This window comes from Iamia sp., from assembly GCF_035575815.1.
In the GTDB taxonomy this organism is placed as follows: domain Bacteria; phylum Actinomycetota; class Acidimicrobiia; order Acidimicrobiales; family Iamiaceae; genus Iamia.
In genome coordinates this window covers 13,314-29,872 of the sequence record NZ_DATLXO010000060.1, presented here as the reverse complement: position 1 = coordinate 29,872, position 16,559 = coordinate 13,314, and the positions used below count along the sequence as shown (strand labels likewise).

Sequence of the window (16,559 nt, the reverse complement as noted above, 5' to 3'; positions counted from 1 at the left end):
CGCCCCCGATCAGCGGTCCGCCCCTCGCGATCGCCGGGCGGCGGCAAGCGCGACGAAGGGCGCCACGCTCGTCGGATCGGTGAGGGCCTCGACCGAGACGGCCTCGTCGACCGGCGTGCCGGTGAGGATGCGCTTCACCGGCACCTCCAGCTTCTTGCCCGAGAGGGTGCGGGGGATCGCGGCGACCACCTCCACCCGGTCGGGTACGTGGCGGGGCGAGAGCTCGGCGCGCAGGGCCCGGGCGACGCGGACCGAGAGGTCGTCGTCGGCCTCCACGCCCGGCGCCAGGGCGACGAAGAGCAGCAGCTCGCCGGCGCCGCCATCGTCACCCTCGAGGTGCACGACGAGGCTGTCGGCCACCTCGGGGAGCGCCTCCACCACGGTGTAGAAGTCGCTGGTTCCGAGCCGCACGCCGCCCCGGTTGAGCGTGGCGTCGGACCGTCCGGTGATGACCGCCGCACCGTCGTCGGTGAAGGTGACCCAGTCGCCGTGGCACCAGACGCCCGGGAACTGCTCGAAGTACGCGGCCCGGTAGCGCGAGCCGTCGGCGTCACCCCAGAAGCCCACCGGCATCGACGGCATGGGCGCGACGATGGCCAGCTCGCCCTGCTCGCCGGGAGGGCACGGGGTGCCGTCGGGCGCCAGGGCGACGGCGTCGCAGCCGAGGAGTCGGCAGCTGATCTCGCCGGCTCGCACCGCCACCAGCGGCGACGACCCGACGAACGCGGTGCACACGTCGGTGCCACCGCTGATCGACGAGACCGGCACGCCGAGGGTGTCGTGCACCCAGCGGAAGCCGTCGGCCGGCAACGGTGCCCCGGTGGAGCCCACGGCGCGCAGCCGCCTGGGTTCGGGGTGCAACCCCGCCTTGCGGGACGCCATCAGGAACGGCGCCGAGGCCCCGAAGACGGTGCACCCGGTCTCGTCGGCCAGATCCCACAGGACCGACAGGTCCGGGGACCCCGGGTCGCCGTCGAAGCAGATGATCGTCGCGCCCAGCAGCAGGCCCGAGATGAGGTAGTTCCACATCATCCAGCCGGTGGTGGTGAACCAGAAGAAGCGGTCTTCTGCGGTCAGGTCCTGGTGGAGGGCGAGGGCCTTCAGGTGCTCGACGGTGATCCCGCCGTGGCCGTGGACGATGGCCTTGGGCAGGCCGGTGGTGCCCGAGCTGAACAGCACGTAGAGCGGGTGGTCGAACGGCACCGCCTCGAACGTGGGAGGGCCGGGATCGTCGCCGGCGAGCAGGGCGGCCCACCCGTCGGTGGCTCCGGTGTCGAGGTACCGGAGGGTGACGGTGTGGCGCACCGTGGGCAGTGCGGCGCGGATCACCTCCACCTCACCGGTGCGGTCGATGTCCTTGGCGCCGTAGCGGTACCCGTCGACGGCGAGGAGCACGACGGGCTCGATCTGGGCCAGGCGGTCGATCACCGAGCGGGTGCCGAACTCCGGCGCGCAGCTCGACCACACGGCGCCGATGGACGCGGTGGCGAGGAAGGCGATCAGGGTCTCGGGGATGTTCGGGGCGTAGGCGGCGACCCGGTCACCGCGCTGAACGCCGAGGCGTCGGAGCCCGGCTGCGCACCGGGCCACCTGGTCGGCCAGCTGCGCCCACGTGAGCTCCGAGGGCCCGCGGGTCTGGCTGCGGGCCACCACCGCCACGTCGTGCGGCCGGGCGGATGCGGCGGCCAGGGCGTGCTCGGCGTAGCTGAGCTCGGCGCCGGGGAACCATCGTGCGCCCGGCATGGCCTGCTCGGCCAGCACCGCGGTGGGTGGGGTGCGCCACCGCACGCCGAGGTCGTCGGCCACCGCGCCCCAGAAGCCGTCGGGGTCCGCGACCGACCAGGCGTGCGCCGACGCGTAGCTGCGGTGGCCGTGGGCCGACGCGAAGCGCCCCGCGGCGGTGCAGGTCCACGCATCGGCCGCAGGCGTCCAGAGGACCTCCCCCCGATCGGGGACGGAGGGCGGGGCCATCAGGGCCCGGTCCGGGGTGGCGACCTCTGGTCGGTCAGCGGAGGTTGGAGGCCACGAAGTCCCAGTTCACCAGGGAGTCGAGGAAGGTGTTGAGGTAGTCCGGGCGCTTGTTGCGGAAGTCGATGTAGTAGGCGTGCTCCCACACGTCGACGGTCAGCAGGGCGTTGACGTCGTGGGCCAGGGGCAGATCGGCGTTGGGCGTCTTCATGATCTGCAGGCCACCCTCGCCGTCGTCGGCCAGCCAGGCCCAGCCGGAACCGAACTGGCCCATGCCCGCCGCGATGAACTCCTCGCGGAACGCGGCGTAGCCGCCGAAGGCCGAGCTGATCTTGTCGGCCAGCTCGCCGGTGGGCTCACCGCCGCCGCCGGGGGCCATGCACTTCCAGTAGAAGGAGTGGTTCCAGTGCTGGCCGGCCTGGTTGAACAGGGGGCCGTCGGAGGCCTTGATGATCGCCTCGAGCGAGGCGTCGGCGTGCTCGGTGCCGTCGATGAGCTCGTTGAGCTTGTCGACGTACGCCTTGTGGTGCTTGCCGTGGTGGTACTCGAGGGTCTCGGCCGAGACGTGGGGAGCGAGCGCATCCTGGGCGTAGGGCAGGTCGGGAAGGGTGAAAGCCATGTCTTCAAGTCCTCTCTGGTGGATCGGGCCTGACTCTACCGGTGCGCGACGAGGGGGCGGTCCGCCGTCGGCCTGGAGGCGTCAGGACGCCGGGTCAGAGGCGGGCGGAGCGGACGTTGCAGGGCAGTCGACGGATCGGGCGGGTCGCCCCCTCGACGTCGTTGGCCGCCCGAGCCATTCTCCCATGCCCAGCAGCCTATCGAACACACGTTCGTATTACACCCGAGTTGGCCACGTTTCTTTCATAGGTTGCGGGATTTTGAGAACGTCGCGGCCGCGTGGCCCGACGACTCGTTCCGACGAGACGCTCCGCCCGACGATCAGTCGGCGCCGGGGCGGCGGTCGCCCTCTCCCCCGCCGGCCTCGGTCGCGCCGGCGGGGAGGGCGCGGGCCAGCTCCTCGGGGGTCGGGTCGTGCGCCCGGCGGGCCTCGGCCGGGAGGAGGTCGACGAGGGCGGCCATGATCCGCTTGGTGTCCGCGTCCGCGCTGCGGTACTTCAGCCCGACCGGGGGGCCGACCCGCACCCGCACCGTGGGCGGGTTGCCGACGGCCAGCACGTCGGGGAACCGCGCCCGGCGCGGCCACACCCGCTCGGTGCCCCACAGGCCGATGGGGATCACCGGCACCTTGGTCATGGCGGCCAGCCTGGCCGCACCCCAGCGTCCCTTCAGCTCGGGATCGAAGAACGCCCGGCCGCGCGGGATCGTGCCCTGCGGCATGATCGCCACCAGCTCACCGGCCTCGAGGGCATCGGCGGCGGCCCGCAGCGGCTCACCGGAGCCAGTCCCGCGATCGACGCGGATGCCACCCATGGCGGTGGCGATCTGGCCCACGATCGGCGCGTCGAACACCTCCTTCTTGCCGAGGAAGCGCAGCGGCCGCCCGACGCGAGCGATGGTGAAGCCGAGGGCCAGCGGATCGAAGTAGCTGCGGTGGTTGCCGACCAGGATGGCGGGGCCGTCGGTGGGGATGTGCGCAATGCCCTCGATGTCGAGGCGCACCCACGGGAACAGCTGGGGCTGCGCCAGCACCTGCAGCGCCCGCTGGGGCTCGATGCCGGCCACCTTGGGGACGCCGGCCGGCACGTCGAAGTGCTGGCTCGGCCAGCGGCGCAGGGCGGCCACGACCCGCAGGCGAGGGTCGGGGTTCACCGCCACCGCGTGGGCCACGGCCGAGAGCAGCGGCACGTCATAGACGCTGTCGGAGTAGGCCCAGCTCGCAGCCACGTCCACACCGTGCTCGGCGGCCCAGTCGCGCACCGCCGCCAACTTGCCCGGTCCCCACACGAAGTGGCCGTCGACGGTGCCGTCGTACGCACCGTTCAGCTCGCCGTACCGGGTGGCGATCACGTCGTCGAACCCGAGGGCCTCGGCCAAGGGGTGCACCAGGTCGAACGGGGAGGTGGTGGCCATCACGACGGCCCGCCCCTCGGCCTGGTGGTGCTCGATCAGCAGACGGGCGAAGGGCAGGACGTCATCGGCGAGGCGCTCGGCGGCCACCCGGCCCGCCTCCTGCACCACCGAGCGCTTCCAGCCTGATGCCATGCGCGCCGCCTGGCGGGTCAGGATCATCGACGGCAGGGTCTCGCCGATCGTGTCGAACAGCTTGTAGACGAGGTTCTCGCCGGGGATCGCCCGGTCGGGGATCACCCCGGCGCCGCGGAGAGCCTCGGTGATGACCGGGCCGCTCGCCCCTCGCAGGAGGGTGCGATCGAGGTCGAAGAACGCTGCCGCGCGCCGGGGAGCCACCGCCGGAGCGTAGTGACGTCAGCCGGGCGTCGGGACGACGACGCCCGGGGCCCAGGCGGCGCCGGGTCCGGCGGGTCCTGGCAGACTCAGGCCGTGGACCTGCGCCAGCTGGCTGCTCTCGCTGCGGTGGCCGACCACCGATCGTTCTCGGCCGCGGCTCGGGCGCTCCACACCGTGCAGTCGAACGTGTCGAGCCACGTCGCCAACCTCGAGGCCGAGCTCGGCGTGGCCCTGGTCGACCGGGCGACCAGCGACCTCACCGAGCAGGGACGTCTGGTGGTCGACCGGGCCCGGCGGGTGCAGCTCGAGCTCGATGCCGTGGTCTCGGACCTCGCGGCCCACGCCGGCACCGTCACCGGCACGGTCCGCCTCGGGATGATCGGCACCGTCGGCGCCTGGGTCCTCCCCCACCTGATCCCCGCCACCGCCCACAGCCACCCGGGCGTCCACCTGGTCATCGTCGACGCCACCACCACGTCGCTGCTCCCCCAGGTCGTCGCCGGGACGCTCGACGCCGCGGTGGTCAACCTGCCCGTGGTCGTGCCCGACCTGCTGAGCGAGCCTCTCTTCGAGGAGGATCGGGTCGTCCTGGCCCCGCCGGGTCACCCCCTCGCCCGGCGCCGCCAGCGCCGGATCCGCCTGGCCGACCTGGCGCAGCACCCCCTCCTCCTCGAGCCCCCCGGCACCGCGTTCCGCGACGACCTCGACGCCGCCGCATCCCGAGCGGGCGTCGAGCTCATCGCCCTGGCCGAGATCGACGGCCTGCGCGCCCTGGCCGCGCTGGCCCAGGAGGGCTTCGGTGCGGCCGTCCTCCCGGCCACCGCGGCGCCCATGAGCCCGCCGACGGGCTGGCGGCGCATCGAGATCACCGGGCTCGGCCCCCGCACCGTCGGGTTGGTCACGAGCCGACGCAGCCGACTCACGGTGCCGACCCGGGCCGTCCTCGGCGGTGTGCGGGCGGTGCTCGAATCCGAGGGACCGGGCCGCCCCGGCCTGCGTGTGCTCGGTCCCGCGCCGGACGCGGCGGCTCCCGCCGGCGAGTGAACGGCGGGCCACGGCCACGAGGCCGGCGCACCGCCCCGAGCCGACCCCCGGGAAACGCCGCCGCGACGGTCACAGGAGGTCCGACCGCCCCCTAGATTGGCCGTGGCAGACCCGACAGCGAGGACGACCAGCGTGGCCGAGAGCGTGACGATCACCGACAACCGCACGGGCGAGTCGATCGAGGTCCCCATCATCGACGGCGGCATCGACTCGGCGCAGTGGAAGAAGCTCCTCGGCAACACCTGGTTCTATGACCCCGCGTACACCACGACCGCGGCCACCTCCTCGGCCATCACCGAGATCGACGGCGACAACGGCATCCTGCGCTACCGCGGCTACCCGATCGAGGAGCTGGCGGAGAAGTCCTCGTACCTCGAGGTCGCCTACCTGCTGATCTTCGGCGAGCTCCCCACCGAGGAGGAGTTCAAGCCGTGGGTGCACGACATCACGTACCACACGTTCATCCACGAGAACGTGCGCAAGCGCTTCCTCGAGGGTTTCCACCACGACGCCCACCCCATGGGCATGCTCGTATCGGCGATCGCCGCCCTCTCGACCTTCTACCCCGACGCCAAGAACATCGACGATGAGGACAACCGCTACCGCCAGACGGTGCGCCTCATCGCCAAGATGCCCACCCTCGCCGCCGCATGCCACCGCTTCAGCGTCGGCATGCCGTTCGTCTACCCCGACAACTCCCTCGGGTTCACGGCCAACTTCCTGTCGATGATGTGGAAGATCGCCGAGCCCCGCTACGACGCCAACTACGCCCTCGGCCACGCCCTCGACACGCTCTTCATCCTCCACGCGGACCACGAGCTCAACTGCGGCACGGCCACCATGCGCATGATCGGCTCGTCGAACGCGGATCCCTACTCGGCCGCCGCCGGTGCCGCCGCGGCCCTCTACGGACCGCGCCACGGCGGGGCCAACGAGGCGGTCATCAAGATGCTGAACGAGATCGGCAGCATCGAGAACGTGCCCGCCTTCGTCGAGGCGGTGAAGGAGGGCAAGGGCAAGCTCCAAGGCTTCGGCCACCGCGTCTACAAGAACTACGACCCACGGGCCCGCATCATCAAGACCACTGCGGAGGAGGTGTTCGCCGTCACCGGCAAGAACCCGCTGCTCGACATCGCCCTCAAGCTCGAAGAGGTCGCCCTCAGCGACGACTACTTCAAGAGCCGGAAGCTCTACCCGAACGTCGACTTCTACTCGGGTCTCATCTACCAGGCCATGGGTTTTCCGACCGAGATGTTCACCGTGCTGTTCGCCATCCCCCGCATGGCCGGGTGGCTGGCCCACTGGAAGGAGCTGATGGAGCAGGACCAGAAGATCGCCCGGCCCCGTCAGCTCTACACCGGTGCCGGCGAGCGGCCCTACGTCGCGATGGGCGAGCGCTGACCGCTCCCATCGGGTCACCCTGGGCCGCGCCTGCGGGGTGGGTCCGCCCGGTGCCGATCCCCCTGGCCGCTCCCCTCGGCCGTCGCGTCGTGGCGCGGCTGATCGATCTCGTCCTAGGTCTGCTCGTGCTCTACGTGGTGGGCCGCTTCGTCCCCGATGATCGCGTGCTCGGGCGCCTGGCCCTGGGCTTCGGGGCCCTCACTGCGTACGAGGCCCTGTTCGTCCAGCAGCTCCGGGCCACTCCCGGCAAGCTGGCCACGTCGCTGCGGGTCGCCGAGCTCGACCGCGAGCGCATCGACCCTCTCGTGGCGTGGACCCGCGGTGCGGTCACGACCGTCGGCACCTTGGCCGTCGTGGTCACCCCGAGCGCGGTGGGCGTGATGGCCGACTCGGGCGCCGGCTTCCTGCTGGGCGGCATCGTCGTGGGCATCGCCGCCGCCTACGCCCTGTCGGTGGCCACGTTCCCCCTGCGGCGCGGGGCCGCCGACCGCATCGCCGGCACCATCGTGGTGCCCTTCGAGGCGCCTGCGGTCATCACCTCGGCCTCCGTCGCGGCGAGCTCCGAGGCCGAGCGGCCTCGACCGATGACGGCCTGGGGGCCGGTGGCCACCAACGACGCCCGCCGCCGGGCCCGAGCCGCCCGGCTCGACGACTCGCCCGTCCTGGTCGTCGTGCTCGTGGCCGTCATCCTGGCCTGGACGGCTGACGCCACGGCGCTGGCGATCGTCATCTCCTGCGCCTGGGGCGTGGCCGTGGTCATCGACGAGACGTGGCGCATCGCCCGCGACGGCGGCACCACCGGCCACCGGCGCGAGGGCCTCGTCGTCGTCGACGAGGGCACCGGAGAGCCCCCCAGCCGCGGTCGGGCCGCGGCGCGCGCGGTCGTGCTGGTGGTGTTCTGGCTCTTCCCGCCGCTCGTGCCGGTGCTGTGGCTCTGGATGCAGGTCACAACCTCCGGCCGCGGGCCCCACGACCTGGTGGCGGGCACCGTGGTCATCGCCCCGCCGACACTCACCCCGGGAGGACGCTGATGGCCCTCCCCCTCCGCGACGACAGCCCCCGCCGCCAGGTGCCGTGGGTCGTGCTCACCCTCCTCGCCCTCAACCTGGCCGTCTTCCTCTTCCTCCAGCCCGCCAGCCTGCAACAGGGCCGGGCCGACACCGCGACGCTCTCGGCCGAGCAGGATCGAGAGCTGAGCGAGCACTTCTCGGCCTGGGGCGCCGTGCCCTGTGAGGTGCGCGTGCTCGAGTCGCGCAGCGACGGCGCTCGCTGCACGAGCGACGCGGATCGCCCCATCATCGACAACAAGCCGGTGCTGGCGTCGCTGATCACGGCCATGTTCCTGCACGGAAGCCTCGCCCACCTGGCGGTGAACATGCTGTTCCTCTGGGTGTTCGGCGCCGCGGTCGAGGATCGCTTCGGGCCCGGCCCGTTCCTCGGGCTCTACGTCGTCGGCGGCGTGCTCGGCACCCTCGCCTACGTGGCGCTGAACAGCGGCTCGGCCGCGCCCGTCGTGGGCGCGTCGGGCGCTATCTCGGCGGCGATGGGTGCCTACCTGGTGATCGGCGCGCGTCGCCGCATCCTGTCCTTCGTCGCGCCCCTCCCCCTCGTGGTGGTGGCCCTGCCGGCGTGGGCGCTGCTGGCCCCCTACCTCGTCAGCCAGCTGGTCACGCCGGAGGACACCGCGGTGGCCTGGCAGGCCCACGTCGGCGGCATGGTCGCCGGGTTCGTCCTCGCCGCTGGGCTGCGCCTCGTCGTGCCGCCCCCGGGCCGACCCCGCCGCCGGGCCGCGCCGTCGGAGCCGGCCCTCGACCCCGCATCCTGGACGCTCCCCGCCGCCCCGCCCACGGCGTAGCCGACCTCCGACCCCGTCGACGTTGAGCGGTTCTCCACCGTGGTGGCGCACAATCGCTCAAAGCTGGGTGGTGGGAGCGGTCAGACGCCGACGTCGATGAGGATCTTGCCGATGTTGGCGTTGCTCTCCATGTGACGGTGGGCCTCGGCGATGTGGTCGAGGTCGTAGCGGGTGTCGATCACCGGGGCCACCGCGCCGGTGTCGAAGAGGGGCATGATCTCTCGGGAGAAGCGCTGGGTGACGGCGATCTTCTCCTCGACCGGGCGGCCCCGCAGGACGGTGCCGACGAGGCGGGCCCGCTTGGGCATGAGGGCCCCGAGGTCGATCTCGGTCCGGCCTCTGCCCATCACCCCGACCTGCACGATGGTGCCACCGGTGCGCAGGGCCTTGAGGTTGCGGGCGAGGTAGTCGCCCCCGATGACGTCGAGCACCACATCGACCCCGAGCCCGTCGGTGGCCTCCCAGGCGGCCTCGACGAAGTCGTCGACGGTGTAGTCGACGGCCACGTCCGCCCCCAGGGCCCGACACGCTTCGACCTTGGTGGTCGAGGTGGTGGTCACGACCCGGGCACCGAGGGTCCGGCAGAGCTGGAGCGCAGCCGAACCCACCCCCGACGCGCCGGCGTGGACCAGGGCGTGGCGCCCGACGGTGAGGCCGCCCTGGAGGACCAGCGCGTCCCACGCGGTGATCCACACCTCGGGGATGGCCGCGGCGTCGGCCAATCCCACAGCCGCGGGCACGCGCAGCAGCTGGCGCTCGTGCACGACGATGCGCTCGGCGTAGGCGCCGCCGCTGACGATGCCCATCACCTCGTCGCCGACGGACCACTCGCTGACGCGGTCGCCGATGGCCGCGACGGTGCCGGCCAGCTCCATGCCGGGGATCTCGTGGGCCCGGGGCGGCCCCGGCTCGGGGTAGAAGCCCTTCCGCTGGAGCAGGTCGGCTCGGTTCAGGGCTGTGGCCCGCACCGCGACCAGCACTTCCTCCGGGCCCGGCTCGGGGTCGGGGACCTCGGTGACGACGAGGACATCCGGGTCCCCGTGCTCGGTGATGACGACAGCACGCATGACCGCGACCCTACGGTCGCCGGGGTGAGGGGCCTCAGCCGAGGCGGCGGACGGAGGACTCGGTGTCCCACGGGGCCAGGCCGAGGCGGATGTCGGTGATGGCGGCCCGGGCGTCGGAGACGATCACCGGGGCCAGGCGGAGGTCGGCCACCTGGGGCACGGCGTCGGCGAGGGCCGAGAGCCGCAGCAGGAGGTCGACCAGAGCGGCGCGACCCGACGGGGCCAGGGCCGTCAGCTCCTCGGCCATCGGCCCTCGTTCGACCAGTGCCGCGGCGTCGTCGTCGGTGAGGGGCAGGATGCGCTGTTGGGGCCGGCCGCCGAGCGACGGTCCGAGGCCCAGCACGGACCCCATCACCGGGTGCTGGAGCACGTCGATGCGACAGTCGACGCCGTAGGGGGCCATGTGCTGCACCAGGGTGGTGTCCATGGCCGGGCCGTGGTGCGCCGCCATCCGGTCATAGGAGCGTCGCAGGTCGGCTTCGTCGAAGATGTCGACGGCGACGCCTCCCGCCTCGGTGCGACTGGGGCGGTCGACGCCGAGGGCCTTGAGCGCCACCGGCCAGCCCACCGCCTCGGCGGCGGCGACGGCCTCGTCGGCTGAGCGCACCGCCCGCTGGTCGACGGGTTCGATGCCGACGGTGGCCAGCAGCGCAACCGCGTCGGCGAGGTCGACGACGCGGCGCACCCCCGGGACGGGATCGTCGCCCAGCAGCCGGGCCGCGACCTCCTGGGCCGCGTCGTCGTCCACCCCCTGGACGACCGGGATCGTGCCGGTCTGGCGAGCCCTCCACTCGGCGTAGCGGGCGACGCGGCCGAGGGCCTGGGCCGCGGTTTCGGGGAACGTGAACACCGGCACCCTGCCCGCCGGCTGGTCGCCGGGGAGGACCGACCCGAGGAACGAGGCCACCACCGGCTTCGGGCTCTCGTCGGCCACCGCGCTGAGGGCCCGGGCCATGAGCTCGACCCCCCCGTCGAGAGACGGGGCGTGCAGCACGAGGAGGGCGTCGACACCGGGGTCGGCGAGCAGGCCCCGGGCGGCCACGGTCAGCTCCCGCGGCCCGGCGTCGGAGGTGAGCTCCAGCGGGTTGCCCAGCCGGGTCCCGCTGAGCAGCTCGGGCGTCAGGCCGCGCTGGATCGCGGGGTCGGGGGTGGCCAGCTCGAGGCCGGCGGCGACGCACGCGTCGGTGGCCAGCACCGCCGGGCCCCAGAAGTTCGAGAGCACCGCCACCCGGCGCCCGGCGGGCAGGGGCTGGTCGACCAGCACCCGGCTGACGTCGAAGAGCTGCTCCAGGGTATCGACGCGGATGACGCCGGTCTGGGCGAGCAGTGCGTCGGACACCCGCTCGCTGATGCGACCGGCGTGGCTGCCGGCGCGGGTCGGCCCGGCGAAGCCGTCGCCTGCGCCGTCGACGCCCCGGTCGGGGCGGCGGGCCGCCAGCGCGCTGCCCGCCTTCACGGCCACGATGGGCTTGGTCCGCCCCATCCGGCGGGCGATCCGGGCGAAGTTGCGGGGGTTGCCGAAGGACTCGAGGTAGAGCACCACCACATCGGTGGCGTCGTCGGTCTCCCAGTACTGGAGCAGGTCGTTGCCCGAGACGTCGGCCTTGTTGCCGGTGGCCACGAACGACGACACGCCGACGCCGAGCTGGTCGAGGCGGCGGAGCACCGCGGCGCCGATGGTGCCCGACTGCGACGACACCGCGACCCGACCCGGACGGGGGTGGACATCGGCGAAGGTGGCGAGCAGGCGCACGTCGGGTGCCGTGTTGAGGACCCCCATGGAGTTGGGCCCGATGAGGCGGATGCCGAGGCGCCGTGCCTGTTCGACGAGAGCCGCCTCCCGCCGGGCCCCCTCGGTGCCGGTCTCGGCGAACCCGGCGGAGATGACGACGAGGCCCTGCACCCGCTTGCGCCCGCACTGCTCGACGACCTCGGCCACCTGTTCGGCGGGGACGACGACGACGGCGAGGTCGATCTCGTCGGGCACGTCGAGGATCGTGGGGTGGGCCCGGACGCTCGCCACCACGTCGGCCTCGGGGTTCACGGGGTAGATCGCCCCGTCGAACTCCCCCTGCAACAAGCGCCGGAACACCGCCTGGCCCAGGCTGTCGGGCCGTCGGGACGCCCCGATCACCGCCACCGATCGGGGGGCGAGGATGCGCGCCACGGACCGGGCCTCGGCCCGCCGGGCCCGCTCGGCCATCGCCGCCATGGCCTCCTCGGTGGGCTCGATCGGGAACTCGACCTCGATCACACCATCGCTGAAGCGGCTGGTCACCTCGAAGCCGACCTGCTTGAACACCCCCTGCATGCGCCGGTTGGTGGGCAGGACCTGGGCGCTGAAGCCGGTGATGCCCACGTCGCGAGCGGCGGCGGCCAGGTACTCGAGCATCACCGTCGCCATGCCCCGCCCGGCGTGGTCGTCATCGGTGAAGAAGGCGACCTCGGCCACCTGCCGCGACGGGTAGCGGTCGTAGCGGGCCACGCCGACCAGCTCGTCGTTGATCAGGCCCACGAACGCCATGCGGTCGATGCCGTCGACCCGGGTGAGGCGCTCGATGTCGGCCGTGCTCAGGCGGGGCCGGGGGCTGAAGTAGCGGAAGTAGATGCTCTCGGGCGACTGGCGCTCGTGGAAGCGGGCGATGCGATCGCCGTCATCGTGGCGGATGGGTCGGACGTGCATGGTGCCGCCGTCGGAGAGCACCACGTCGCCCTCCCACCGCGCCTCGGTCGGATCGAGGACCTGGATCTCACCGGTGGGCTCAGCGGTGGGTTCGACGGCGGGGGAATCGTCGTCGGCCACGGCCCTGAGGGTACCGATGTCGGGCCCGGAGCGGGAGCGGACCCGCAGGTGCCCAACGGGGGTGGCGTCCCCCGCCGGGCGTCCCCGGCGGGGGACCCGGGCGTCGGTAGCCTCGACCTCCTTGACCGACGTCCTCGCCCTCCTTGCCGGCTTCGGCCTCGGCGCGCTGCTGCTCATGGCGGTCCTGCGCCTCACGCGCGGACCCCGACCGGCCGTGGCCGGACCCCGCACTGCACCGAACGCACCCCACCAGGCCCCGCCGTCCGCCCCGCCCGCAGCCGCGCCACGGGTCGATCACCCGATCAGGGTCAACCACCCCGGCGCCCGCCCGGCGGCGGCGTCGGCGTCGCCGCCGCGCACCGCCGGACCGGTGCAGGCCCGCCTCGACCTCGAGGACGGCTCCGGCGGCTTCGACCTGGGCGACGAGACCGTCACCCTCGGGCGGGGCACCGACCAGCGCCTCCGCATCCCCGACAGCCGGGCCAGCCGTGCTCACGCCGTGATCCGACCCCGGTCGAAGGGCGGATGGGAGCTCAAGGACAACGGTTCGGCCAACGGCACCAAGCTCAACGGCCACACGATCCCCGAGGCGCGCGTGGCGCCGCTCCGCGACGGTGACCGCATCGGCATCGGACCGGTCACCATCATCTACACCGAGAAGCCCGCCGGCCCGGCCCCCGGCACTGGTCCGGCACCCGACGCCGATGCCACGAGGGTCAACTGAATGGCCACTGTCGTCCTGTTCGTCATCGGCATCGTCCACGGCGTCCTTGCCGTGGCGACCTTCGCCGCCCTCCGGGGCAAACCCGTCATGCGCGCCGACGGGCACATCGGGCGCCGCCGCGGACCGTTGCGCCTCACCCTGGGCTTCCTCGGCCTGGCCGTGGTGGTCGCGCTGCTCGCGGTCGAGCTGGGCTGGTTCTACGCCGACTTCCAGTGGGGCAAGGTCGAGCGCATCGACGTCGACGTCGAGGGCGAAAGCGTCCTCGCCGGTGACAGCGGCGGCACCAACTACCTGCTGGTGGGCACCGACAACCGGCCCGGCGTCGAGGGCAACCGCTCGGACACCATGCTGGTGCTCCGCACCGGTGACGGCCCGGCGAAGATCATGTCCATCCCCCGAGACCTCCTGGTGCAGATCCCTGGTCGGGACGGCACCGAGCTGCACCGCATCAACGCCGCCTACAACGACGGCCCGGTGTCGCTGATCCGCACCGTCCAGGAGTCCGTCGGGATCCCCATCGACCGCTACATCGAGATCAACTTCGTGAGCTTCGGCAAGCTCATCGACGCCCTCGGCGGGGTCACGATCGACTTCCCGAACCCGGCGTTCGACACCAAGTCGGGCCTCGACGTCAAGGAGTCAGGCCCGGTGCGGCTGGACGGCGATCAGGCCCTCGCCTACGTGCGCAGCCGCACCTACACCGAGGTCATCGACGGCACCGAGGTCACCGATCCCACCGCGGACCTGGGCCGGGTGCAGCGCCAACAGGTCTTCCTGCGAGCGGTGCTGGCCGAGGCCGGGGCGAGCAAGGACCCCTTCACCCTCGACACGATCGGCCGCAGCCTCATCGGCGGACTTCGGGTCGACGACCACATGGAGCTCACCGACGCCCTGCGCTTCGCCTGGGACATGGGCAGCCTCGATCCCCAGCCGACCACCCTGCCGACCAACAACGTCGGGCCCGCGCTCGAGCTCAAGGAGCCCGACGCTGGCGCCGTCATCGAGGACTTCCGCGCCTAGCGGCGCGTCGCGGCGACGCGTGACGATCAGGCTGACGGGGCCACCTCGCCGGGGTAGCCGGCCGGCCGAGCCGGCGGAAGCGGGTGTCAGGCGTCAGCGGCCGCGAGGAGCGTCGCGACGGGGGTGAGGTCGAAGGGGTGGCCGACCATGACGATCAGGTGGGTGGCGCCGGCCTCGACGAAGTCAGCGGCGTCGGCGACCTCGCTCGGCTGCAGAGCGACGGTGCGCTCGATGCTCCGGGGGTCACGGCCGACCTCGGCGCAGTGCTGGTCGAGGATCGCGTTCTTGCGGGCATAGCCCTCGGGCGGGCCGAAGGCGTTCCAGCCGTCCGCGAACCGGGCGACGAGCCGCAGGGTGACCTTCTCCCCCGACCCGCCGACGAGGATCGGCAGTGGCCCGACGGGGGGAGGGTTCAGGGCGGCGAGGCGCTCGGCGATGATCGGAAGATCACACCCGAGGGCCTCGAGGCGCTCGCCGGCGGTGCCGAACGCGAAGCCGTACTCGGTGTGGTCGCGCTCGAACCAGCCCGACCCGATGCCCAGGGTGAAGCGGCCGTGGCTGATGTGGTCGATGGTGCGGGCCATGTCGGCGAGGAGGTTCGGGTTGCGGTACGAGTTGCACGTGACGAGGGCGCCGAGCCGGGCCCGCTCGGTGTCCACGGCCAGCGCCGCGAGCACCGTGTAGGCCTCGAAGTGAGCTGCGTCGGGGTCGCCGTAGAGCGGGAAGAAGTGATCCCACACCCAGATCGAGTCGACGCCCAGGCCGTCGGCGGCCCGCGCCGCAGTGCGCAGCTCGTCGATGGTGGTGGCCTGGAGGTGGAGCTGGACGCCCACTCGGAACCGGCGCATGGTGACCTCCGTCGAGCTCGCGGATCTCCCCGGTTCAACCTAGCGGCGGCCCCGATGGCCCGTCCTCACCTGACCTGGGACGCTCGCACGCTCGGGCCTGGTGAGCACCTTACCCCGCAGATGCAGGGTAAGATGGCGATATGACCTCGCTCACGCCGGGACAGGTGGCGGACCTGACCGGGGTCAGCGTCGACACCGTGCGGCGCTGGAGCGACGACGGGCGTCTGGCCACGAGCCGCGACGCTCGGGGTCGACGCTCGATCGACGGCGCCGACCTGGCCCGCTTCCTGGTCGACCAGGCGGGCACCGGCGGACCGCCGACGGGTCTCTCGGCCCGGAACCGCTTCCGCGGCATCGTCACCCGAGTGACCCGCGACGGCGTGGCCGCCACCGTCGAGATCCAGGCCGGGCCTCACCGCATCGTCTCGCTCATCACCAGCGAGGCCGTCGACGAGCTCGGGCTGGCTCCCGGCATCATCGCCGACGCCGCGGTGAAGGCCACCGACGTGATGGTCGACGTCGCTCCCCTGTGAGCCGCCCAGACCAAGGCACGTCCCGATGAGCCTTCACCGCTTCCCCACCCGCGCCGTTGCCGCCATCGTTGCCACCGCCCTGCTCGCCCTCGCCGCCGGGTGCGGGTCTGACGAGACATCGACCACGACCGTGACCGACGGTCGAGCAGACGAGTCCGGAGCGCGGAGGGTCGAGGGCATCGTCACCGTGTTCGCGGCGGCGTCGCTGACCGACGTGTTCACCGAGCTCGGCGAGCAGTTCGAGGAGGCCAACCCCGGTGCCACCGTCGAGTTCAGCTTCGGGCCCAGCTCCGGGCTCGTCACCCAGGTCCTCGAGGGGGCACCGGCTGACGTCGTCGCCACCGCGGCGGTCTCCAACATGGAGGACCTGGTCGACGGCGAGGTCCTCGATGGTGACCCGGTGGACTTCGCCACCAACCTCCTCGAGATCGCCGTCCCCGCCGGCAACTTCGGCGGGGTGACCGGCCTTGACGACCTGTCCGACGACGGGCTGCTCGTCGCCCTCTGCGCCGAGGAGGTCCCGTGCGGTCGCTTCGCCCGGGAGGCGCTGGCGGGCTCCGGGGTGGAGCCGGCGATCGACAGCAATGAGGAGGACGTGCGGGCCCTGCTCACCAAGCTCGAGGCTGGTGAGGTCGACGTCGGGATCGTGTACCGCACCGACGTGACCGCCGCCGGCGACGCCGTCGAGGGCATTGCGATCCCCGACGAACAGAACGTGACCGCGACCTACCCGATCGCCGTGGCCGACGAGGCGACCAACGCCGAGGGCGGGCGCGCCTTCATCGACTTCGTGCTCTCCGACGACGGCCTCTCGGCCCTGACCGGTGCCGGGTTCGGGCCCCCGTGAGCGAGCGCCGCGAGCGAACCAGAGAACACGGGCTCTCTGACGGCGGAGCCTGCGGAGCCGGCAGCGCTCATCGGCTCCCCTC

14 protein-coding genes are annotated in these 16,559 nt (G+C 72.7%); 8 read left to right on the top strand and 6 right to left on the bottom strand.

Features of this window, described 5'->3' with window-relative positions; translation table 11 throughout:
* Nucleotides 1-9 precede the first annotated feature (9 nt).
* The 3 genes from VNL12_RS06120 to VNL12_RS06110 all read right to left on the bottom strand — a co-directional run bounded on the left by VNL12_RS06120 (nt 10) and on the right by VNL12_RS06110 (nt 4,335).
* Nucleotides 10-1,971 (bottom strand): acetoacetate--CoA ligase, encoded by a 1,962-nt coding sequence (locus tag VNL12_RS06120; RefSeq protein ID WP_325592561.1) that lies wholly within the window; start codon nt 1,969-1,971, stop codon nt 10-12.
* Between the two features lie 34 nt (nt 1,972-2,005).
* On the bottom strand, nt 2,006-2,587 hold the full coding sequence (locus tag VNL12_RS06115) for a superoxide dismutase (RefSeq protein ID WP_325592559.1): 582 nt from the start codon (nt 2,585-2,587) through the stop codon (nt 2,006-2,008).
* 320 nt (nt 2,588-2,907) lie between these two features.
* Nucleotides 2,908-4,335: an HAD-IB family hydrolase gene (locus VNL12_RS06110; RefSeq protein ID WP_325592557.1), complete on the bottom strand. Its 1,428-nt coding sequence runs from the start codon at nt 4,333-4,335 to the stop codon at nt 2,908-2,910.
* A gap of 93 nt (nt 4,336-4,428) precedes the next feature.
* Here VNL12_RS06110 and VNL12_RS06105 point away from each other — a divergent pair, with 93 nt between their 5' ends.
* From VNL12_RS06105 to VNL12_RS06090, 4 genes are all read left to right on the top strand, one after another.
* Nucleotides 4,429-5,379, top strand: coding sequence for a LysR family transcriptional regulator (locus VNL12_RS06105; protein WP_325592554.1), 951 nt, complete (start codon nt 4,429-4,431; stop codon nt 5,377-5,379).
* A gap of 132 nt (nt 5,380-5,511) precedes the next feature.
* On the top strand, nt 5,512-6,780 hold the full coding sequence (locus tag VNL12_RS06100) for a citrate synthase (RefSeq protein WP_325592552.1): 1,269 nt from the start codon (nt 5,512-5,514) through the stop codon (nt 6,778-6,780).
* A gap of 50 nt (nt 6,781-6,830) precedes the next feature.
* Entirely contained in the window at nt 6,831-7,811 is a 981-nt protein-coding gene (locus tag VNL12_RS06095) for an RDD family protein (RefSeq protein WP_325592550.1), read from the top strand.
* Nucleotides 7,811-8,635: a rhomboid family intramembrane serine protease gene (locus tag VNL12_RS06090; protein WP_325592548.1), complete on the top strand. Its 825-nt coding sequence runs from the start codon at nt 7,811-7,813 to the stop codon at nt 8,633-8,635. The genes VNL12_RS06095 and VNL12_RS06090 overlap by 1 nt, the downstream gene beginning before the upstream one ends.
* Before the next feature lie 80 nt (nt 8,636-8,715).
* On the opposite strand, the gene VNL12_RS06085 is transcribed toward VNL12_RS06090, so the two are convergent.
* Together VNL12_RS06085 and VNL12_RS06080 are read right to left on the bottom strand one after the other, a co-directional pair.
* Nucleotides 8,716-9,702, bottom strand: coding sequence for an NAD(P)H-quinone oxidoreductase (locus VNL12_RS06085; RefSeq protein WP_325592546.1), 987 nt, complete (start codon nt 9,700-9,702; stop codon nt 8,716-8,718).
* A gap of 34 nt (nt 9,703-9,736) precedes the next feature.
* Nucleotides 9,737-12,505: a GNAT family N-acetyltransferase gene (locus VNL12_RS06080; protein ID WP_325592544.1), complete on the bottom strand. Its 2,769-nt coding sequence runs from the start codon at nt 12,503-12,505 to the stop codon at nt 9,737-9,739.
* A 121-nt stretch (nt 12,506-12,626) separates the two neighbouring features.
* Here VNL12_RS06080 and VNL12_RS06075 point away from each other — a divergent pair, with 121 nt between their 5' ends.
* A complete protein-coding gene (locus VNL12_RS06075; RefSeq protein WP_325592542.1) occupies nt 12,627-13,229 on the top strand; it encodes an FHA domain-containing protein in 603 nt (200 codons plus the stop codon).
* Complete coding sequence (locus tag VNL12_RS06070) at nt 13,230-14,249, top strand: LCP family protein (protein ID WP_325592540.1); 1,020 nt, start codon at nt 13,230-13,232, stop codon at nt 14,247-14,249. It abuts the gene before it with no gap.
* 86 nt (nt 14,250-14,335) lie between these two features.
* On the opposite strand, the gene VNL12_RS06065 is transcribed toward VNL12_RS06070, so the two are convergent.
* On the bottom strand, nt 14,336-15,097 hold the full coding sequence (locus VNL12_RS06065) for an LLM class F420-dependent oxidoreductase (RefSeq protein ID WP_325592538.1): 762 nt from the start codon (nt 15,095-15,097) through the stop codon (nt 14,336-14,338).
* Nucleotides 15,098-15,237: 140 nt separating this feature from the next.
* Between VNL12_RS06065 and VNL12_RS06060 the strand changes: the two genes are divergently transcribed.
* Complete coding sequence (locus VNL12_RS06060) at nt 15,238-15,630, top strand: TOBE domain-containing protein (protein ID WP_325592536.1); 393 nt, start codon at nt 15,238-15,240, stop codon at nt 15,628-15,630.
* Nucleotides 15,631-15,655: 25 nt separating this feature from the next.
* Nucleotides 15,656-16,477 carry a molybdate ABC transporter substrate-binding protein gene (gene modA / locus VNL12_RS06055; protein ID WP_325592534.1) on the top strand — a complete coding sequence of 274 codons (822 nt, stop codon included), beginning with the start codon at nt 15,656-15,658 and terminating at the stop codon, nt 16,475-16,477.
* The last annotated feature ends 82 nt before the right edge of the window (nt 16,478-16,559 follow it).